This window comes from Daejeonella sp. (assembly GCF_044342615.1).
GTDB lineage: Bacteria > Bacteroidota > Bacteroidia > Sphingobacteriales > Sphingobacteriaceae > Daejeonella.
Genome location: NZ_JBIIPN010000019.1, coordinates 1 through 20539, shown reverse-complemented (window position 1 = coordinate 20539; position 20539 = coordinate 1). Strand labels below are relative to the sequence as shown.

Annotated in this window: 18 protein-coding genes and 5 tRNA genes; 1 reads left to right on the top strand and 22 read right to left on the bottom strand. The window is 35.5% G+C overall.

Translation table 11 applies throughout. The annotated features are described in order from the left end of the window. Positions 1-43: 43 nt before the first annotated feature. From rpoB to ACIQ0D_RS03035, 19 genes are all read right to left on the bottom strand, one after another. Complete coding sequence (gene rpoB / locus ACIQ0D_RS03125) at positions 44-3853, bottom strand: DNA-directed RNA polymerase subunit beta (RefSeq protein WP_395803003.1); 3810 nt, start codon at positions 3851-3853, stop codon at positions 44-46. A 148-nt stretch (positions 3854-4001) separates the two neighbouring features. Continuing rightward, complete coding sequence (rplL, locus tag ACIQ0D_RS03120) at positions 4002-4382, bottom strand: 50S ribosomal protein L7/L12 (protein WP_291402852.1); 381 nt, start codon at positions 4380-4382, stop codon at positions 4002-4004. 59 nt (positions 4383-4441) lie between these two features. After that, positions 4442-4960: a 50S ribosomal protein L10 gene (rplJ, locus tag ACIQ0D_RS03115; protein ID WP_395803001.1), complete on the bottom strand. Its 519-nt coding sequence runs from the start codon at positions 4958-4960 to the stop codon at positions 4442-4444. Positions 4961-4962: 2 nt separating this feature from the next. Further along, entirely contained in the window at positions 4963-5661 is a 699-nt protein-coding gene (gene rplA, locus ACIQ0D_RS03110) for a 50S ribosomal protein L1 (protein WP_291402856.1), read from the bottom strand. A gap of 22 nt (positions 5662-5683) precedes the next feature. Then, positions 5684-6127, bottom strand: a complete 444-nt coding sequence (gene rplK / locus ACIQ0D_RS03105; protein WP_090700873.1) for a 50S ribosomal protein L11 — start codon at positions 6125-6127, stop codon at positions 5684-5686. A 191-nt stretch (positions 6128-6318) separates the two neighbouring features. Then, positions 6319-6861 carry a transcription termination/antitermination protein NusG gene (gene nusG / locus ACIQ0D_RS03100; RefSeq protein ID WP_291402861.1) on the bottom strand — a complete coding sequence of 181 codons (543 nt, stop codon included), beginning with the start codon at positions 6859-6861 and terminating at the stop codon, positions 6319-6321. A gap of 9 nt (positions 6862-6870) precedes the next feature. Further along, complete coding sequence (gene secE / locus ACIQ0D_RS03095; RefSeq protein ID WP_291402866.1) at positions 6871-7065, bottom strand: preprotein translocase subunit SecE; 195 nt, start codon at positions 7063-7065, stop codon at positions 6871-6873. Between the two features lie 17 nt (positions 7066-7082). Then, positions 7083-7153, bottom strand: a tRNA-Trp gene (locus ACIQ0D_RS03090). 113 nt (positions 7154-7266) lie between these two features. Beyond that, entirely contained in the window at positions 7267-8454 is a 1188-nt protein-coding gene (tuf, locus tag ACIQ0D_RS03085; RefSeq protein WP_395802999.1) for an elongation factor Tu, read from the bottom strand. A 61-nt stretch (positions 8455-8515) separates the two neighbouring features. Continuing rightward, positions 8516-8587 (bottom strand) — tRNA-Thr (locus tag ACIQ0D_RS03080). Positions 8588-8650: 63 nt separating this feature from the next. Further along, positions 8651-8723 (bottom strand) — tRNA-Gly (locus ACIQ0D_RS03075). Positions 8724-8768: 45 nt separating this feature from the next. Beyond that, a tRNA-Tyr gene (locus ACIQ0D_RS03070) sits at positions 8769-8849 on the bottom strand. A 10-nt stretch (positions 8850-8859) separates the two neighbouring features. Then, a tRNA-Thr gene (locus ACIQ0D_RS03065) sits at positions 8860-8932 on the bottom strand. Between the two features lie 203 nt (positions 8933-9135). Then, a complete protein-coding gene (gene hpf, locus ACIQ0D_RS03060; protein ID WP_395802997.1) occupies positions 9136-9477 on the bottom strand; it encodes a ribosome hibernation-promoting factor, HPF/YfiA family in 342 nt (113 codons plus the stop codon). Positions 9478-9569: 92 nt separating this feature from the next. Continuing rightward, positions 9570-10424 (bottom strand): tyrosine-type recombinase/integrase, encoded by an 855-nt coding sequence (locus tag ACIQ0D_RS03055; RefSeq protein ID WP_395802995.1) that lies wholly within the window; start codon positions 10422-10424, stop codon positions 9570-9572. A 95-nt stretch (positions 10425-10519) separates the two neighbouring features. After that, the gene (gene rpsU, locus ACIQ0D_RS03050) at positions 10520-10711 is read right to left on the bottom strand and encodes a 30S ribosomal protein S21 (RefSeq protein ID WP_090700886.1); all 192 of its coding nucleotides are present in this window, start codon (positions 10709-10711) and stop codon (positions 10520-10522) included. A 127-nt stretch (positions 10712-10838) separates the two neighbouring features. Further along, positions 10839-11978: an acyl-CoA dehydrogenase gene (locus ACIQ0D_RS03045; RefSeq protein WP_395803015.1), complete on the bottom strand. Its 1140-nt coding sequence runs from the start codon at positions 11976-11978 to the stop codon at positions 10839-10841. 176 nt (positions 11979-12154) lie between these two features. Beyond that, positions 12155-12682: an adenine phosphoribosyltransferase gene (locus ACIQ0D_RS03040; RefSeq protein WP_395802993.1), complete on the bottom strand. Its 528-nt coding sequence runs from the start codon at positions 12680-12682 to the stop codon at positions 12155-12157. A gap of 3 nt (positions 12683-12685) precedes the next feature. Then, positions 12686-13591 carry a helix-hairpin-helix domain-containing protein gene (locus tag ACIQ0D_RS03035; protein WP_395802991.1) on the bottom strand — a complete coding sequence of 302 codons (906 nt, stop codon included), beginning with the start codon at positions 13589-13591 and terminating at the stop codon, positions 12686-12688. A 153-nt stretch (positions 13592-13744) separates the two neighbouring features. On the opposite strand from ACIQ0D_RS03035, the gene ACIQ0D_RS03030 reads away from it, so the two are divergent. Next, positions 13745-15502, top strand: coding sequence for a lysophospholipid acyltransferase family protein (locus tag ACIQ0D_RS03030; protein ID WP_395802989.1), 1758 nt, complete (start codon positions 13745-13747; stop codon positions 15500-15502). A 190-nt stretch (positions 15503-15692) separates the two neighbouring features. Here the strand turns inward: ACIQ0D_RS03030 and ACIQ0D_RS03025 are convergent, their stop codons facing one another. The 3 genes from ACIQ0D_RS03025 to ACIQ0D_RS03015 form a co-directional block, all read right to left on the bottom strand. Continuing rightward, positions 15693-17063, bottom strand: a complete 1371-nt coding sequence (locus ACIQ0D_RS03025; protein WP_395802988.1) for a hypothetical protein — start codon at positions 17061-17063, stop codon at positions 15693-15695. Between the two features lie 78 nt (positions 17064-17141). Next, the gene (locus ACIQ0D_RS03020) at positions 17142-19943 is read right to left on the bottom strand and encodes an outer membrane beta-barrel protein (RefSeq protein ID WP_395802986.1); all 2802 of its coding nucleotides are present in this window, start codon (positions 19941-19943) and stop codon (positions 17142-17144) included. 163 nt (positions 19944-20106) lie between these two features. Next, on the bottom strand, positions 20107-20539 hold a 433-nt coding region (locus ACIQ0D_RS03015; protein ID WP_395802984.1), incomplete at its 5' end, for a DUF962 domain-containing protein.

The window sequence follows — 20539 nt, the reverse complement described above, 5'->3', positions numbered from 1 at the left end:
GTATTTCACGTTTTTTAAATTCCCCTTTCGGCTCTCTTCTTAATTAGTCTAATGTGATATCTAAACCTAAACCTCTTAATTCATGAACCAATACGTTGAATGATTCTGGAACTGATGGAGTTGGAAGATTTTCACCTTTTACAATCGCTTCGTAGGTTTTTGCACGTCCTACAACATCATCCGACTTAACAGTAAGGATTTCCTGAAGGATATTAGCAGCACCGAATGCTTCCAGAGCCCAAACCTCCATCTCACCAAAACGCTGACCACCAAACTGAGCTTTACCACCCAATGGTTGTTGTGTAATTAATGAATATGGACCGATTGAACGAGCGTGCATCTTATCATCAACCATGTGACCTAATTTCAACATGTAGATAATACCTACTGTTGTCTGTTGGTCAAAACGATCTCCAGTTAAACCATTGTATAAATATGTTCTTCCTGATTTAGGGATACCTGCTTTTTCAACCCATTCTTCAACTTCATCATGAGATGCACCATCGAAAATTGGAGTCGCGAACTTCATTCCAAGTTCTTTACCAGCCCATCCTAAAACAGTCTCATAAATTTGTCCAAGGTTCATACGTGAAGGTACACCAAGTGGGTTAAGAACGATATCTACTGGCGTTCCATCTTCAAGGAATGGCATGTCTTCATCGCGAACGATTCTAGCCACAATACCCTTGTTTCCGTGACGTCCAGCCATCTTATCTCCAACTTTCAGTTTACGCTTTTTAGCTACATAAACTTTAGCCATTTGAACAATTCCTGATGGAAGCTCATCTCCTACACTAATTGCGAACTTATCGCGCTTATATGCTCCAAGCTCTTCATTCAACTTAATGTTGTAATTGTGAAGAGTTTGTTTGATTAACTCATTTTTATCCTCGTCGGTTGTCCACTTTGTAGGGTTAACATTTGCATATTCAAGCTCAGTTAAAATCTTTTGGGTGAATTTAACACCTTTAGCAACTAAAAGCTCTTTATAAACATTGTAAACTCCTTGTGATGTTTTACCATTTACAATTGTGAACAATTTCTCAATTAAGGTATCTTTCAATTCCTTAACTGCTTTATTATGCTTAGAATCTAACTTCTCAATAAGAGCTTTCTCTTCTTGTTTAGTTGTTTTCTTAGCACGTGAGAATAATTTGGTATCGATAACTACTCCATGAATTGATGGAGGAGTTTTTAAAGAAGCATCTTTTACATCACCTGCTTTGTCTCCAAAGATTGCACGTAAAAGTTTTTCTTCAGGCGATGGATCAGACTCACCCTTAGGAGTGATTTTACCGATCAAAATATCTCCTTCTTTAATCTCAGCTCCAACACGGATAATTCCGTTTTCGTCAAGATCTTTAGTTGCTTCTTCAGAAACGTTAGGGATATCTGGTGTCAATTCTTCCTCACCACGCTTTGTATCACGAACTTCTAATTCAAATTCTTCAATATGTAAAGAAGTGAAAATATCCTGTGAAACAACACGCTCAGAGATCACAATCGCATCCTCAAAGTTAAATCCTTGCCAAGGCATGAAGGCAACTTTCAGGTTTCTACCTAAAGCTAATTCACCATCCTGTGTAGCATAACCCTCACAAAGAACTTGTCCTTTTTCAACTTTTTGGCCTTTCTTAACGATAGGTTTAAGGTTGATACAAGTACTCTGGTTAGTTTTCTTAAACTTAATTAAGCGATATGATTTTACTTCTCCCTCAAAAGATACAAGAACATCGTCTTCATTTCTTTCGTAACGGATACGAATTTCATTAGCATCAACATATTCAACAACACCTTTTCCTTCAGCATTGATTAGAGTACGTGAATCACGTGCCACGCGACCTTCAAGTCCGGTTCCAACTATTGGCGCCTCAGGGCGTAACAATGGAACAGCTTGACGTTGCATGTTTGATCCCATCAAGGCACGGTTAGCATCATCATGCTCCAAGAAAGGAATCAATGACGCTGCAATAGACGTGATTTGGTTAGGAGCGATATCCATTAAATCTAATTTCTTAGGCTCAATAATTGGGAAATCACCCTCATAACGTGCTTTTACACTTGGGGTTTCAAAATTACCTTTATCATCGTAAACCGCATTAGCCTGACCAATAGTTTTACCTTCTTCATCTTCGGCAGAAAGATAAATTACAGGTTCTTCAACTACGACACGACCATTTTCAACCTTACGATAAGGAGTTTCAATAAATCCAAGATTATTAATCTTAGCATGAACACAAAGAGAAGAAATCAAACCAATGTTTGGACCCTCTGGTGTTTCAATAGTACATAAACGACCGTAGTGAGTATAGTGAACGTCACGAACCTCAAAACCTGCACGCTCACGTGATAGTCCGCCAGGGCCTAATGCCGAAAGACGACGCTTGTGCGTAATTTCTGCAAGAGGATTGGTTTGATCCATGAACTGTGATAACTGATTAGTTCCGAAGAAAGAGTTAATCACAGAAGAAAGTGTACGTGCATTAATAAGATCAGTAGGTGTAAATACTTCGTTATCACGTATATTCATTCTTTCACGAATGGTACGAGCCATACGTGCAAGACCCACACCAAACTGAGCATATAGTTGCTCACCAACAGTACGAACGCGACGGTTTGATAAGTGATCAATATCATCCACCTCAGCTTTAGAGTTGATTAATTTAATCAGGTATTTAACTATAGCGATAATATCTTGCTTTGTTAAAACTTTTGTCTCAACAGGCGTTGTTAATTTAAGCTTACGATTAATTCTGTAGCGACCTACATCACCAAGATCATATCTTTTATCAGAGAAGAATAAACGATCAATGATACCACGAGCTGTTTCTTCATCAGGTGGTTCAGCATTACGTAATTGACGATAGATATGCTCTACCGCTTCCTTCTCAGAGTTAGAAGTATCTTTTTGTAAGGTATTGTATATAATGGTATAATCACCGCTGTTTACAGCATCCTCTTTGGTAAGGATAATTGTTTTTACACCAGCATCGATGATCATATCGATATGTTCGTCTTCTAAAACGGTTTCACGTTCCATGATGATCTCATTACGATCAATTGAAACAACTTCACCTGTATCCTCATCAACAAAATCTTCGACCCATTTCTTGAGCACTCTAGCTGCAAGTTTACGGCCTACGGCTTTTTTCAAGCCTGATTTGCTAACTTTAACTTCATCCGCTAATTCGAATAATTCAAGGATGTCTTTATCAGAATCATAACCAATTGCACGTAATAATGTGGTAACAGGAAACTTTTTCTTACGATCGATGTATGCATACATAACGTTATTTACGTCGGTTGCAAATTCAATCCAAGATCCTTTAAAAGGAATTACACGGGCTGAATACAATTTAGTTCCATTTGTATGACGGCTCTGACCGAAGAATACTCCTGGTGAACGGTGTAATTGAGAAACGATTACACGCTCAGCACCATTTATGACAAAAGTTCCTTTCGGAGTCATATAAGGGATTGTACCCAAATAAACATCCTGAACTATTGTTTCAAAATCTTCGTGTTCTGCATCATTACAAGATAAGCGAAGCTTTGCTTTTAATGGAACACTGTAAGTTAATCCACGCTCTATACATTCATGTATATCATAACGTGGGGGATCAATGAAATAATCAAGAAATTCTAAAACGAAAATGTTTCTTGAGTCAGAGATCGGAAAGTTTTCAGAGAAAACTTTAAACAAACCTTCTTGATGACGGTTGTCGGAAGTAGTTTCAAGCTGAAAAAATTCCCTGAAAGATTGCAGTTGAACATCCAGGAAATCAGGATAATCCATCACATGCTTACTGGTAGCAAAATTTACTCTTTCGGTGTGCTTAATTTTGTTTGCCAAGGGATTGAGAATTTAGTTTAGTAAATAAACTTCGACCTTTTACGCCAAAAATAGGGCAATGTAGGTCATACATTTAAATGGGTATTATACAAATGGAAATAGACCCCGACGAAAATCGGGGTCTAAACCATAATTTATGAGTTAAGAATTACTTAATCTCAACAGTAGCTCCAGCTTCTTCTAACTGCTTTTTCAAAGCTTCTGCTTCAGCTTTATCAACACCAGTCTTAACTTCTTTTGGTGCTCCGTCAACTAAATCTTTAGCTTCTTTCAAACCTAGGCCAGTAAGATCTTTTACAAGCTTAACAACGCCTAATTTAGAACCACCAGCATCTTTCAAGATTACATCGAAAGATGTTTGTTCAGCTGCTGCTGCTGGTGCATCACCACCACCACCTACTGCTGCTACAGCTACTGCTGCTGCTGCAGGCTCAATACCATACTCATCTTTAAGAATTTGAGCTAATTCGTTAACTTCTTTTACTGTTAAGTTTACTAATTGCTCAGCAAACGATTTTAAATCTGCCATTTTATTTTAATTTTAAAATTTCAATACTTTAATAATTTATTCGAACTTGTAGGTGTTCGTTAACCTCTTTCTTGTAATGTTTTAACAATTCCTGCCAATTTATTACCACCAGACTGTAAGCCTGAAATAACATTTTTAGCTGGAGATTGTAGCAATGCAATAATATCTGCCACCAATTGTTCCTTAGATTTAAGGTTAACTAGCGCGTCTAATTGATTGTCGCCAATGAATACTGCAGAATCAATATATGCAGCTTTTAGTACAGGCTTATCACCAGATTTTCTCAATTGCTTAATCAACTTTGCCGGAGCATTAGCTGTCTTTGAGAATAAAATTGATGAAGATCCTTTAAGTACATCAAACATTTCACTAAAATCACCTTCAGAGGCTTCCATAGCCTTTCTGATAAGTTTATTTTTAGCAACTTGCATTTTGATACCACTCTCGAAACATTTGCGGCGAATATCATTTACTTTTGCTACAGACAGGTTTGCAGTGTCGGTAATATAAAAATTACCATACTCAGCAATCGTCTCTGTTAAAGCAAGAACAACTTCGTGTTTTTCTTCTTTTCTCATGATTAGATTCCCGCTACTGATTTAGTTTCAATTTCGATTCCCGGACTCATTGTTGAAGAGATATGAATACTCTTGAAATAAGTTCCCTTTGCTGCTGATGGTTTTAATTTTGATATGGTTTGAAGTACTTCAAGCGCATTCTCATAAATTTTCTCAGCATCAAATGATACCTTTCCGATCGAAGTATGGATGATTCCTGTTTTATCAACTTTGAAATCAATCTTACCACCTTTAACATCAGTAACTGCTTTACCCACATCTTGGGTAACTGTTCCCGACTTAGGATTAGGCATAAGGTTACGCGGACCTAAAACTCGGCCGAGCTTACCTACTTTAGCCATAACACTAGGCATGGTAATAATGATATCAACGTCAGTCCATCCACCCTCTATTTTGGCAATATATTCATCTAAACCAACAAAATCTGCTCCAGCTGCTTTAGCCTCTGCTTCCTTATCAGGAGTACAAAGTACCAAAACACGGACAGTTTTACCGGTTCCATGAGGTAGTGTAGCAATACCTCTAACCATTTGATTCGCTTTACGTGGATCTACGCCTAAACGTATATCCAAATCAACCGATGCATCAAATTTGGTAGTGGTAATATCCTTTACTAAAGCCGAAGCTTGAGTTAAAGTATATGCTTTACCATCCTCAATTTTTGAATGTGCCAATTTTTGATTTTTTGTTAATCTAGCCACTTCTTAAACTGATTTTGTATAATTAATTGTTCCAGGGTGCATCACCGCTAACGGTAATTCCCATACTGCGTGCTGTTCCTGCAACCATTTTCATGGCTGACTCGACAGTAAATGCATTCAAGTCGGTCATTTTATCTTTGGCAATGCTCTCAACCTGATCCCAGCTAACGCTAGAAACCTTTTTACGGTTAGGCTCGGCAGAACCACTCTTTAAACCTGTTGCATCCAATAATTGGATAGCTACTGGTGGAGTTTTAATGATAAAATCAAATGACTTGTCTACATAGACAGTGATTACAACCGGTAAAACTTTACCAGGCTTATCTTGGGTACGTGCATTGAATTGCTTGCAAAACTCCATGATGTTAACACCTTTTGCTCCCAATGCGGGACCAACTGGTGGAGATGGATTAGCAGCGCCGCCCTTGATCTGTAACTTTATTAAAGCACCGACTTCTTTTGCCATTTTAATTTATTTGTTTTTAACTCAATGTTCGTAGTGGAAGCTATGTAACATTTAAGATTTTCATGAGATGTGAGATATGAGATGTGAGATATGAGACGAACAAAACATAGGGTCTTAAAATATATCGTTTATTGTCTCAAATCTATTGTCTAATGTCTCAAATCTATTGTCTAATGTCTCAAATCTATTATCTATTCTTTCTCAACCTGCATATAATTCAACTCAAGTGGTGTTCTTCTACCGAAGATTTTAACCATTACCTTAAGTTTCTTCTTCTCTTCATTTACCTCTTCAATAACACCGGTAAACCCGCTAAACGGCCCATCCATCACTTTTACATTCTCACCAACATAATAAGGAACATTCATTGATTCACCTTGTTCGGCCATTTCATCAACCTTACCAAGGATACGGTTAACTTCAGCAGCTCTCATTGGAACAGCATTGCCACCCTTATCACCAAGAAATCCTATTACACTGTTTATACCTTTAATAACATGCTCTAATTCACCATCTAAAGCAGCCTCAATTAGAACATATCCAGGATAAAAATTGCGTTCTTTAGCAATTTTCTTTCCTTCTTTCATCTGGTAGTACTTTTCCATAGGAATCAATACTTGAGGCAATAGATGTGAAATACCTAAGCGGTTCACTTCAGCCTCTAAATACTGCTTAACCTTCTTTTCCTTGCCACTAACAGCACGTACTACATACCACTTTAATTGATCGCTCATTTGCTTTAATTATGCAAGAGATTTATAAAACATCTTCAACGCATTACCAGCAGTCTCATCCATAGCTAAAATCACTAGTGAAATTATTATCGATGCTATCAATACCAATACAGCTGAATTTTGTAATTCAACCCAAGTAGGCCATGTAACCTTCTGGGTCATTTCTGTATATGATTCTTTTAAAAACTCTACTACGTTAGCCATTGTACATTTAGCGTAAGCACGGGAACAAGGATTCGAACCCTGATCAAAGGTTTTGGAGACCTCTATTCTACCATTGAACTATTCCCGTTTATTATTTAAAGGGTTTATATTAAAACATATATAAACCAAGCCCGTGTATTATAAGAAAACATAAGTCCACAAAGGGACTTATGTTATCGAATTAACCTTATAAGAAATTGCTTATTTTACAATTTCAGTAACTTGTCCGGCACCTACAGTTCTACCACCCTCACGGATTGCGAAACGAAGTCCTTTTTCCATTGCGATTGCGTTAATCAATTTAACACTGATTGTAACGTTATCACCTGGCATAACCATTTCTACACCTTCAGCAAGAGTGATCTCACCAGTAACATCTGTTGTACGGAAGTAGAATTGTGGACGATATTTGTTAAAGAATGGAGTGTGACGTCCACCTTCTGCTTTTGACAATACATAGATTTCAGCTTTGAAATCAGTGTGAGGAGTTACAGAACCTGGCTTACAGATAACCATACCACGACGGATATCAGTCTTCTCAATACCACGTAATAAAAGTCCAACGTTGTCACCAGCCTCACCTCTATCTAAGATCTTACGGAACATCTCAACACCTGTAACAACAGATTTTAAGTTTTCAGCACCCATACCTAAGATATCAACTTGCTCACTTGAGTTAATAACACCTCTTTCAATACGTCCTGTTGCTACAGTACCACGACCAGTGATCGAGAATACGTCTTCAACTGGCATAAGGAAAGGAAGATCAGTTAAACGTGGAGGAATTGGAATGTAGTTATCTACTGCTTCCATTAATTCCAAGATTTTACCAACCCATTTAGCATCTCCATTTAATCCACCTAATGCAGAACCCTGAATTACAGGTATATCATCACCAGGGAATTCATAGAAGCTTAATAATTCACGAATTTCCATCTCTACTAATTCAAGTAATTCTGGATCGTCAACCATATCAACTTTATTCATGAAAACAACTAATGAAGGTACACCTACCTGACGTGCAAGAAGGATGTGTTCACGAGTTTGTGGCATAGGACCATCAGTAGCAGCAACTACGATGATAGCACCATCCATTTGAGCAGCACCTGTAACCATGTTCTTCACATAATCCGCGTGACCTGGACAGTCAACGTGAGCATAGTGACGGGTAGCGGTTGAATACTCCACGTGTGCAGTATTAATGGTGATACCTCTTTCTTTTTCTTCTGGAGCAGAGTCAATTGAATCAAATGAACGTGCTTCAGAGAAGCCTGCATCAGCTAACACCTTGGTGATAGCTGCTGTAAGTGTAGTTTTACCGTGGTCAACGTGACCTATAGTACCGATATTTAAATGCGGCTTACTGCGGTCAAATTTTTCTTTTGCCATTTTGTTTTATACTAATTGTTAGGTTAATTTTATTATTGTTTTATTTTTAAATACAATGCTGAGCCAACGATGGGACTTGAACCCATGACCTCTTCCTTACCAAGGAAGTGCTCTACCGCTGAGCTACGTCGGCTTTTTAATTAGCTCAATTTTTTTTATGCTCATTGATAAATGTCTCAAATAGCATCCAAAAATGAGCGGAAGACGAGGTTCGAACTCGCGACCTATAGCTTGGAAGGCTATCGCTCTACCAACTGAGCTACTTCCGCTTATTAATTAACATACCAGCTAATTGCTAATAAGCAAATTAGGTGTGGGGGGGGAAGGATTCGAACCTTCGAAACCGAAGTAACGGATTTACAGTCCGTCCCATTTGACCGCTCTGGAACCCCCCCAACATTATAGAGCCTCCTATCGGAATCGAACCAATGACCTACTGATTACAAGTCAGTTGCTCTACCAGCTGAGCTAAGGAGGCCTAATGTTATTAAACCTATTCTTTATAATATAAAAGAACCAATCGTAACAAAAATTTTTATCATTTAATGATAAGCCTCTCTGAAACGGAATGCAAATCTACGAAAATTTGCAGTAGGACAAAATTTTTTACAAAAAAAAATCGGCAGTCTTTAAAACTGCCGAAAAAGTGCCTAATTATTAGGTATTTATGAATAAAAAAAATTAAAGATTTTCATCCGACAGACTCAATGCCTTTAAATTATTGACATGAGAACGAACTTTTTCTTTATGTTTCTCTAATTGTCGCCTTAAAGATTCTACCGCCTTATCCGTTGCTTCCTCAAAAGTTTTACATTGCTCTTTCGCAAAAAGATCATTTCCAGGAATAGCTAATTTTATCTCAGCAATCTTATTGGCCTCATCCTCCGTCTTCTCTAACCTCAAATAAACATCGCCACTAATAATCTGATCGAAAAACTGATCTAGCTTATCTGCCTTCTTCTGAATAAAATCCAACAACTTAACGTCAGCTGTAAAATGGATCGATTGTACTCTGATTTTCATTTTGCCTCCTTTTTAATTTAAGATTAACACAATTTAATGAATAAAAAGCGCTTTTTAGTATTAAAATTGTAATATTTCTAAAGTTCTGTCTCTTAAGCTTTTGGATGTGCTTGCTTATAAATTGACTTTAATTTTTCAACCGAATTGTGGGTATAAACTTGAGTTGCCGCCAGACTTGAATGACCTAGTAACTCTTTTATAGCATTTAAATCTGCTCCCCTATTTAATAAAGTTGTGGCAAAACTATGTCTTAATATATGCGGACTTTTCTTATCCTGCGTAGAAATAAATGATAAAACTGAATGAACAACACGATAAATGAATTTCGGATATACCGCCTTTCCATCATTGGTAACAATCAAACTTGAAGATTTAATAGTAAAATCTTGATTGTTTTTTAAAACTTGATAATCTGTTATTAAATTGGCTAAAATCTTGCTTATGGGAATAATTCTTTCCTTATTTCTTTTCCCTAATACCTTTATTTGGTTTTCATAGATATTAACATCTTCATTAGATAAGCTCACTAATTCAGACAAACGCATTCCTGTCCCGTATAAAAGCTCCAATATTAAACGATTACGAACACCTTCGAAATCATCACTAAACACATTATCAGCATCTAATAAAGAATCCATTTTTTGCTCGGTTATAACAACAGGCAATCTTTTGGGAATTTTAGGGGCTTTAACGTGTAGCATCGGACTGCTATTTATTAGTCCCTCACGTTGTAGAAATTTATAAAAAGATCTTAAGCTAGATATTTTACGATTAATAGATTTCGGTTCAATACCATTATCCATCAAGCTAACAATCCATGTTCGAACCTGTTGATGAGTAATAGAAAGTAAGTCGGGTTCAATTGAATTTATAAACTCAGAAAATTGATAAAGATCTTTTTTATAGGCAATTACGGTATTTGGAGAAAACCGTTTTTCGAATTGCAAGTACCGTATAAATCGCTCAATAAACATCAAAAACTATTTGCATATCCAATGTTTGAATATACAAATAGTTTCCGAATTTATATGCTAAAGAGAAATTAAACTGTTTCGATGTTTAATCCCTGCTTGTAAATAGCTTTTTTAACTTGCGTGCGACGGGTGATTGATTTCTTCTCGTATGCTTGGCGGCTACGAAGTTCTCTTAATACACCGGTTTTTTCGAACTTCTTTTTAAAGCGCTTAAGTGCTTTATCCAATGATTCGCCGTCTTTTACATTAATAATAATCATAATTTAAAGATACCCCCTTTCGGTTTCGAAGTGCAAAAGTACGAATAAAATTGATTAATTAAAATTTAATAAAATAAAAAACGCTTAAAATCATAGGTTTAGCGAACAAAACAATAATTCAATCAAACTATCTCAATATTTCTCTTGAAATAACTAATTTTTGAATCTCGGAAGTCCCCTCACCTATAGTACATAATTTTGAATCTCTATAAAATTTTTCTACCGGAAAATCTTTGGTATAACCATAACCACCAAAAATCTGCACAGCCTCTGTAGCCGTCCTAACACAAACCTCTGAAGCATAATATTTAGCCATAGCCGACTGCTTGGTTACATTTTTGCCTCTATTTTTTAAATCAGCAGCCTGCATAATCAGAAGCTCCGCCGCTTCAATCTCGGTGGCCATATCAGCAAGTTTAAAAGATATTCCTTGGAAACTAGATATTGGCTGACCAAATTGATAACGCTCTTTTGAATAATTAATAGCAGCCGTTAAAGCCCCTTTTGCCATCCCTAAGGATAAAGCTGCGATAGAAATTCGACCACCATCTAATATATACATCGCTTGTTTGAAACCCTCGCCTACATTTCCTAATAAATTTTCTTTAGGAACTCGACAGTTATCAAATATCAATTCGGTAGTTTCGGAAGCTCGCATGCCAAGTTTATTCTCTTTTTTACCATGTGTAAAACCTGGAGTACCTTTTTCGATTACCAAAGCAGAAATACCTTTTGAATCACCCTTCTCTCCTGTTCTGACCATCACCACGGCAACATTTCCCGATTTCCCATGTGTAATCCAATTTTTAGAACCGTTAACTACGTAAAAATCATCATCTAAAACTGCTGTTGTATTCATTCCCATTGCATCAGATCCAGTATTGGCCTCGGTTAGTCCCCATGCCCCTATCCATTCCGCACTAGCCAATTTAGGCAACCACTTTAGTTTTTGCTCTTCATTTCCGAAAGCCATGATATGACCGGTGCATAATGAATTATGTGCTGCAACTGATAATCCGATTGATCCACATACTTTGGAAATTTCCGAAATTACATTTACATACTCAAAATAGCCTAATCCGGAACCACCGTATTCTTCAGGGACTAGGACGCCCATCAGTCCTAATTCTCCCAATTTTTTGAATGTTTCAACAGGAAATGTTTGAGCTTCATCCCATTCCATCACATGGGGACGGATATGCTTCTCTGTAAAATCACGTACCATATCGATAATCATCAACTGATTTTCGGTTTGGTTGAAATTCATCCCATTAAAATCTTGACTAATATTTGCTTGCATAAATAATTGGTTTTTTTGCAAGTATAACAATTAGAAAGCCAGATTTTTATGATAAAAACGATAGCTAAAAATAGAACGAATCGGTTTCTGGTTCAATTCATTGCAATAGATTATTTCTATCGGGAATTTACTAGCAAATACAACTAATAAGAAACGAGAGAAATAATATTATTTGACACTAATTTGAGTTTTTCCTTTGCATTTAGAAAATCAAGGCTAATTACAAAGGCATAAGCGGCAACTTCACCGTCTAATTTCTGAACAAGGCGTGTAGCGGCACTAACAGTCCCTCCAGTAGCAAGAAGATCGTCGTGAACTAAAACCCTTTGTCCCGGACTAATCGCGTCTTCATGGAGTTCTAAGATGGCTGAGCCGTATTCTAATTCGCAGGGCTCTTCAATGGTTGTAAAAGGCAATTTCCCTTTTTTGCGGATAGGAACAAAAGGGATTTGTAATCTATTAGCTAACATTAATCCGAATAAAAAGCCTCTACTTTCAATTCCAGCCACCACATCTATTTTGATACCTTCCAATTGTTTCACAAATTCCTCAATCACTTCTGAACATAATTTAGCATCTTTTAAAATGGGAGTTATATCCTTAAAAACAATTCCTGGTTTTGGAAAATCGGCAATATCCCGGATGGCAGAATCAAGCTTTTTATTAATCATAATTTAAAATGAAAAGTATGGTTCAATTTTACGGATAATTTCTTCATTGAGAACCATAATTTTCTTTAAATCATCAATCGTTTTAAAATTACCATGTTGACGGCGATATTGAATAAGTGCATTAATCTGTTTATAAGATAAATATGGCTGCTTTTTAAATTGTTCGAAAGTGGCAGTATTAACATTGATTTTTTGAATTAAATCTGAATCAACTCTTATCTGATCTTTAATTTGAGAGAATTTCAGAGAATCTATACCATACACTTCTTGCAATTGCTCCAACTTATAAAAGCCCCCCAATCTATTTCGAAAGCGAATAATTCGAGAAGCAAAGGATGGACCTATACCACGAATCTTTAAAAGTGTGACAGAATCTGCAGAGTTAATCTCAATTACTGAAAATTGGGATTTTAAGTTAGACTGAGCAGCCTTCGAAAAGGTGATTTTCGTGGCGGATTTACGCTCGGATTTAATTTCAGTAATATGAATATAAGGCTCTAGCAATTGATATTGGGATTCAGGGATAGAATAAATCCGCTTCAAATCTTCTTTTTTAAAAAATTTACCGCCTTTGTTTACATAATTGCGTAGCACATTAATTTGTTTGTCGGAAAGTCCCAGCTGTGCCCATTCACTATCTGAAATACTATTAGGATCAAATTTGAAATACTGAACTTTGGAAATATTTATTTTTACATCATTTACTAAGTTTAATTGAGAAGCATTTTTAAAAGATTCGGCTTCTCTTTTAAAGTTTTCAAAATTATATTTAGAAGATTTGGAGAGCTTTTTAAAAAACCAGGGACCAGCTAAGACTATGATTATCAAAGTAACGAGAAGAAAAATACCATTTAACTCCTTCTTAGAAAAACTTAAAAATGATTTTATAGAAGTTACAATACCCTGCATATTTTTAAAATTAAAATTTGAAAAATAGCTGTCCTTTGGAATACCAGAATTTTAATTTTCTGGCATTGGGGGTATCTAAAGAGAAACAGTTGACATGAAGATAATCATAAAATATTTAATTTCGCGTTATTAAATTCAATTTTAAGAATAGAAATGAAGATCATCAGTAAAAAAGAATTTGCGGAGGCAACCAAACTAAATAAATTTTACATGCCAGGCTTAGCTTCATTGTTGATGGAGATAATGAAGATTAATGAAGTGAATGATGTTTTTGAGAAAGCAGAACATCTTCAGGGAATGACATTCATAGATAAAATCTTAAATATTATAGGGGTTTCAATTGAATTTGATGAGACTGAATTGAAGCACATCCCCAAGGAAGGGGGTTTTATTGTAGTCGCCAATCATCCTTATGGTGGCATTGAGGGATTAATACTTTTGAAGATTATGAGTTTAGTCAGACCCGACTCAAAGCTCATGGCCAATTTCTTACTTAAAAAAATCCCCAACCTATCCGAATCATTAATTGCTGTAAATCCATTTGAGAATATAGAAAATAGCTCTAGCATTAGTGGAATAAAAACCACTATTCAGCTACTAAAATCGGGTGTTCCAATTGGAATATTCCCAGCCGGAGAGGTTTCAACATATAAAACTAAAATCCAAAAAGTCACGGATAAACCTTGGAACCCAGTAGTTGGGAAGTTAATAGAAAAGGTAAAGGTGCCAGTTGTGCCTATTTATTTTCATGGCAATAACGGACTGTTATTTAATTTATTAGCCATGTTGCATCCTACACTTAGGACCGCAAAATTGCCATCTGAGCTATTTAATAAGCAGGGTCAGACCATAAAGATAAGGATAGGAAGAACGATCAACCCATCAAAATTGCCATTCAACAACAATTCCGCAAAACTTTTAGATTTTGTAAGAGCAAAAACCTATGCTTTAGGGTCGGGACTAGAAGATGAAAAAAATATTTTTTCACCAAAGAGCCTATTTAAGATTAAGAGTAATCCGGAAATAATTATCAAAGAATTACCTGTAGAAGTATTAGAGAAAGAAATTTCTAAACTTGAAGAACAAAAAATATGTACTGAAGGCAATTATGAAGTTTATATCTGTTCTGCATCTGGAATACCTAATTTAATAAAAGAAATTGGCCGACTAAGAGAAAAAACTTTTAGAGAGATTGGTGAAGGGACAAATAAAGCCTATGACCTTGATAAATATGATATAAATTATTCTCATCTATTTATTTGGGATAAGGAATCAAAACTACTTGTAGGTGCTTATAGAATTGGCAAGGGAGATGAACTTTTTTTCAGCAGTGGTAAAAAAGGTTTTTATATCAGTGAGCTATTTAAAATAAAGAGAGAGTTTTACCCCATTTTAAACCAAAGTCTTGAATTGGGACGATCATGGATACGAAAGGAATACCAGCAAAAGCCACTTCCACTTTTCTTATTATGGAGAGGGGTACTTCAATTTGTTTCTAAAAACTCGAATTATAAATACCTTATCGGACCAGTAAGTATTAGTAATAGCTTTTCTAAGCTTTCAAAGTCATTAATTGTAGATTTTATCCTTAAGAACAATTATGATTATGAATTAGCCAATTATGTTAGGCCTAGGAAGAAATTCAGATCAGATTTTTCCAAAATAGACAAAGATTTACTTCATGAGGCTGGCGAAACGATACAAGATTTAGATACTTTGATTTCGGATATCGAAAGAAGTAATATGAGATTTCCGGTTTTATTAAGAAAGTACCTTTCTTTAAATGCGAAGATTGTAAGTTTTAATATTGATCCTAAATTTTCGGATTGTTTGGATGGATTTATGGTTTTAGATTTAGGCTCAATGCCTAAAGAATTAAAGACGAAGTTGGGCGGGAATCTTATAGATTAATAGATCTTAAGCGGTAAAATAAATATGAAATAGTAAAGGAATTAGCTATTATTCAACAGTTATATTTTAACATCACTAATAATATACGAATAAAAAACCGCATTTCAAAGAAGAAACGGCAGAAAACGATTAAACAAAAAATACCCGCCTGAGCGGGTATTTTTATAAAGGCAATACAAATAATTAATTATTAATAACCACTAGCACCCTTAGTGAAGTTAAAGTTAGTCCAACCTGCCATCCAATTAGTTGTTCCAAATGCACCACGGAAAGTAGTAGCAGAGAAAAAGCTATTTGTTAAATCACCCGCAAATGCAGCACCTGATAATGCAGGAGAACCTGTAGCAGGCAACATATTAGGAGTAGATAAATTGAATGGATCTGTTAGTTTAGCATCTACTGCAGCAACTAAAGTAGTAGAAGAAGCTTCAGCTTTTGCTTTAATAGCATCTACATTAATTCCTGTAATTACACTACCAAATCTATAAGTAGTAGCATTAGCATGTAATAAATTGTTTTTGAATTCTGAAGTACCAGTTGAGGCAACGAAAGAATCATAAGTTGCATCAGACTCAAGTGAAAGTCCACCTTTCATCCAGCCAATTAATACAGAATTATTTAGAACAAAATTAGTTCCTCTTCTGAATCTATTAGCGAAGTTATGATTTTTAGATGTTGTGTTATCAACATTCGGTCCAACAAAAGTAAAGTTAGATAAAACTGGACGAGTAGTTGGCGTAGCAGTTGTACCTGTTGCATCGTTATCACACTCAATTCCATTACCAGCATCACCAGCGTCAATGAAAGAAGGATCTCTTAATGCAACACCATATTGAATTCTGCCTTTGTAACCGAAGTCAAAGTCAAAGTCATCATCTGCAGTAGCATAAGCAACTAAATATTTAGCATTTACAGTACCACCAAAGATTTCGAAAGCATCATCATTACCATAAGCAACTTGCACGTATTCGATAGTTGTTCCAGAACCAACGCCACCTAAAGTAAGACCATTAATTTCTGAATTAGGTTGAGCAGCGATACCAGCAAATTCAATACGTACATATTTTAATGTACCAGAATTATCAGTATCAACTGTTCCACCAAAATTTTTACCTACACCACCTTCAATAGTTGGTTCAGTTGATCGGTTAGTTTTAGCTTTACCAAGGATAACAATTCCACCCCAATCTCCAGGCAAACGCTGACCAACTGCTTTACCAGAAGTAAAGACAACAGGCTTTGTTGATGTTCCAACTGCATTGATTTTAGCACCTCTTTCAATGATTAAAGCACCCTTATCAGCAACATCGCTTTTTATTGTTGCGCCAGCAGCGATATTGATTTCACTGCCATCCTCAAAGTAAACATATCCTTTAAGAGTAAAACTACCTTCTGGTACGTTTAAAATAGTGTTTTTGTAAACACCAGTGATAATACCACCATTTTGTAAGTTAATAACTTGTCTACCATCATTTGGTGTTGTTTCAGTAGAATCTTTCTTACAAGAAGCAAGTAAGACTAACACAGCCATAAATAATGTTTGTAATTTGAATGATTTCATAATTTGTTTTTATTTTTTATAAAAGTAGATGGTGTATGTTAACTTAAGTTTAAGTCAAAATTAAATGTGATACTTATTTTAATTTTTTCTGTTCAGTCCAATATTATATGAAAAGGATAGTGAAACGTTAGTTCCTAGTCTTGAAGAGTTGATTAAGCGATCTAAGCCTGCACCTTCATAAGCCATTTTTGAATTACCTTCATTATTCTGATAGAATACAGTAGACTGATTTAATATGTCCCCAACGTTAAGTTTAAGTTCTGCGCGAGATTTCAAAACTCTTTTACTGATTTGGAAATCTATCACATCACGAGCGTTTTCATAAATATCTCCATATCCTTGGTATCCAACAAGGAAAATACGTTGACCAACACGGTTATAAACTGATGTAAATGTAAGTTCAGTCTTAGGTGAGAAATACTGGAAACCAGCATTAATTAGATAAGGTGATTGTCCTTGCAAAGGTCTATCAATACCTTCGCCTAACACTTTAGATTTAATATAGGAAGCATTAGCAAATGCTGTCATATTGGACAACCAAGCTCCATTTCCTAAGAAGTCAAGCTTTTTACGAATATCCAACTCAAATCCAATAGATCTTGCAGAATTTGCATTTAAAAAATTTATACCTCTAACAACGGGAGTAGAATTTGAATTTACACGTTGTTCAATTGGGTCATTAAAGTTTTTATAGAATGCAGAAACAGTAAAAGTTTCACCAGCAGAAGGATAAACCTCATAACGTAAATCTGCATTTACAATTTTTGCACGTTTAAGTGCTGGGTTACCTGTTACAGAAGTCTGACTGATAAAGTCATAGTAATTGAATAACGCAAGCTCTCTAAATTCTGGTCTTGATACAGTTTGTGATCCCGATAAACGTACATTTGACTTCTCATTTAATTTATAAGTAAGGTTTAATGAAGGAAGAATATCAAGATTATCTTGTTTGGCGGCAACAGCCTGTCCTGAGAAGTCAATTGCATTTAATGTTTGTGCAAAAGCCTCAATTCTAGCACCATATGAAAGTCTTACTTTTTCACCAAGCTTATTATCCATCATTAAGAATCCTGCATTTAAATCAGAATTCGCATTATAGTTATCCGTATTATTTGTAAAATCAGTCAATACATAACCGTTTACACCGATGTTTTGAGGTGCAAAAATTTGGTCTTTGGGTAAGCTACTTAATGATTCCTCAAAAACAGAAGGACCTACGAAAAGGTAGTTGAAAATTCGAGCATTGAAGGCACGTTCTTTAACCTGCTTTAAAACACCAAGCTTTAAAGTAGCCTGTTGATCAAAAAGATTTAAAGGTATTGAAAGTGATGTCTGACCACCAAATGTATTTTCTTGCAAATCAGAGAAAAGTCTTCTTGTATTCCTGTCAATTAATCTAAACGGTTCAGTTGAACCCAATGAACGACGATAATCCATCGATCTTTGATCTGGTTGATCACGCTCAACACGAGAATAGTTAAGGTTCCAGTTTAATTTTAATTGTTTTTTACCGATTTGATGCTCACCTTCTAATTGTGAGTTCAATAAACTTTTTTGAGTTAAATCAGACACATTTAGACGTACATCTTGAATATTATCCGTTGTAAAACCTGTTCGAGAGGTATAATTATCTTCAAAACCCTGATTATACATAGTTTTAAATGCAAACTTGTTTGAACCTTTAACCAGGGCAAAATTTGCCAGTAAGCCCAAATTTGTGCTGAATTTAAAAATATCCTCGTCATACTCATAAAATGGTGTCCCAGAAAATTCATAATCTTTTCTTTCTGCTATTGCCATGTTTTGTGAGTTTCTGTATGAAACAGATAAAATACTTCCAAAAGAGCCCCCTTTTTTTAAATCAGTTCTGTTTCCCCAGGTAATTTGGTGATTTTGAGAAGGAATAGCAGGTGAAACAACTTCGCCATAAGCGTTTTTAAGTTGAGAAGAGAATTTGGCTTTTTCTGCTGTGGATAGAGGATTATATGCTTGGAATGAAGCGGGAAAGCCTGTTGGCAAACTGCGACTTCCATCATCGAAACCTAAAAAATCATATTTATTTCTTGCGTTTGAAGTAAAATCTTTAAAAGTAGACTGACTATTATAACCGGTGCTAACAGAAATATTTAAGAAGTTTTCTTCAGGTACATCACGTGTAATAACTTGAATAACTCCTCCAGCAAAATCACCTGGAAGATCAGCAGAAGCTGTCTTATTAACAACAATACGATCAATTAAATTGGCTGGAATGATATCAAATGAAAATGCCTTACGATCAGGTTCTGACGAAGGAAGCACTGCATTATTCAAAATAGATGAATTATATCTATCGGCTAAACCACGAATAATTACGAATTTATTATCTTGAATACTTGCACCACTAACGCGCTTTAGCACTTCGGATGTATTGCGGTCTGGTGTTCTTCTGATTAACTCGGAGGTGATACCACTAGAAATACTAATATTATTTTTCTGCTGTGCGTACAAAGCACTGATACTTTCTTGTCTTACAGTGGCTGTAATTACAACTTCTTGAAGAGCAAGAGAAGAAGCTTCTTCCATTATTACATCCACATTAGTAGTTTTTCCAGAAAGAACCTCAATATCAGTGACATTCTTGGTTTGGTAACCTAAGTAAGAAAATGTTAAACTGTATTTTCCTGGAGTAAGATTCCCGAGATTAAACCTACCTTCAACATCTGTTGAGGCACCTAAATTTGCGCCAGTAATTTTTACGGTAAGTCCGATTAAAGTCTCCCCAGTTTTGGAGTCGGTTACTTTTCCTGAAATTTTACCATTTAATTGGGCATAGGAGGCTTGTGTACCTAAAATTAACAATAGGTATAAAGCGATTTTTCTGATTAAACTGTTGTGTTTCAATTGTCGAAATTTTAATTTCTACAAAAGTATCGGCACAATGTTAACTAAGAGTTGAATTAGTGTTATTGGTAAATTACCAAAATGTTAACATAGTGTAAACTATGTTAAATAAATGTTAACTATGATCTATTTATGATGTTTGCCCTGAATTTATCTCTTATACTCAGTATTTAATTTTTGCTTTTTTCAAAACAAAATGTAAAAGCCAAATTGGACCTATTAATAAAAATTTGAGATCATCAAAGAAGGATGGTTTTTTTCCTTCAATTTTATGCCCAATAAATTGACCAATCCATGCTAAAACGAAAATCCCTAGGCATACTTCCCACATTTGAGGCCATCCTGCTGTATTATGCATTTTCTCAAGAGTAACGATTCCCGCCGAGAAAAACATGATTAATAAAAGCATAAAATAAGACAAAACAGGAGATAACTTATAGTAGTAGTAAATGGAAAAAGCAATTAAAAACGATGCCCAATTTACATAACCATTATACTTTCCAAGGATTTCTATATGTGGAAATGGAATCGCCCAAATTAGTCCGAATAAACTAAAAACTATAGCTGGAACACAAATCCAGTGAATAATTTCATTG

Excerpts from the sequence above, each read along its gene's own strand:
- ACIQ0D_RS03025 (WP_395802988.1), bottom strand. The coding sequence starts at position 17,063 with ATGAAATCATTCAAATTACAAACATTATTTATGGCTGTGTTAGTCTTA.
- ACIQ0D_RS03035 (WP_395802991.1), bottom strand. The coding sequence starts at position 13,591 with ATGCAGGGTATTGTAACTTCTATAAAATCATTTTTAAGTTTTTCTAAG.
- ACIQ0D_RS03045 (WP_395803015.1), bottom strand. The coding sequence starts at position 11,978 with ATGAATTTCAACCAAACCGAAAATCAGTTGATGATTATCGATATGGTA.
- rplJ (WP_395803001.1), bottom strand. The coding sequence starts at position 4,960 with ATGAGAAAAGAAGAAAAACACGAAGTTGTTCTTGCTTTAACAGAGACG.
- hpf (WP_395802997.1), bottom strand. The coding sequence starts at position 9,477 with ATGAAAATCAGAGTACAATCGATCCATTTTACAGCTGACGTTAAGTTG.
- rpsU (WP_090700886.1), bottom strand. The coding sequence starts at position 10,711 with ATGATTATTATTAATGTAAAAGACGGCGAATCATTGGATAAAGCACTT.
- nusG (WP_291402861.1), bottom strand. The coding sequence starts at position 6,861 with ATGAGCGATCAATTAAAGTGGTATGTAGTACGTGCTGTTAGTGGCAAG.
- tuf (WP_395802999.1), bottom strand. The coding sequence starts at position 8,454 with ATGGCAAAAGAAAAATTTGACCGCAGTAAGCCGCATTTAAATATCGGT.
- secE (WP_291402866.1), bottom strand. The coding sequence starts at position 7,065 with ATGGCTAACGTAGTAGAGTTTTTAAAAGAATCATATACAGAAATGACC.
- ACIQ0D_RS03040 (WP_395802993.1), bottom strand. The coding sequence starts at position 12,682 with ATGATTAATAAAAAGCTTGATTCTGCCATCCGGGATATTGCCGATTTT.
- ACIQ0D_RS03030 (WP_395802989.1), top strand. The coding sequence starts at position 13,745 with ATGAAGATCATCAGTAAAAAAGAATTTGCGGAGGCAACCAAACTAAAT.
- rplL (WP_291402852.1), bottom strand. The coding sequence starts at position 4,382 with ATGGCAGATTTAAAATCGTTTGCTGAGCAATTAGTAAACTTAACAGTA.
- rplK (WP_090700873.1), bottom strand. The coding sequence starts at position 6,127 with ATGGCAAAAGAAGTCGGTGCTTTAATAAAGTTACAGATCAAGGGCGGC.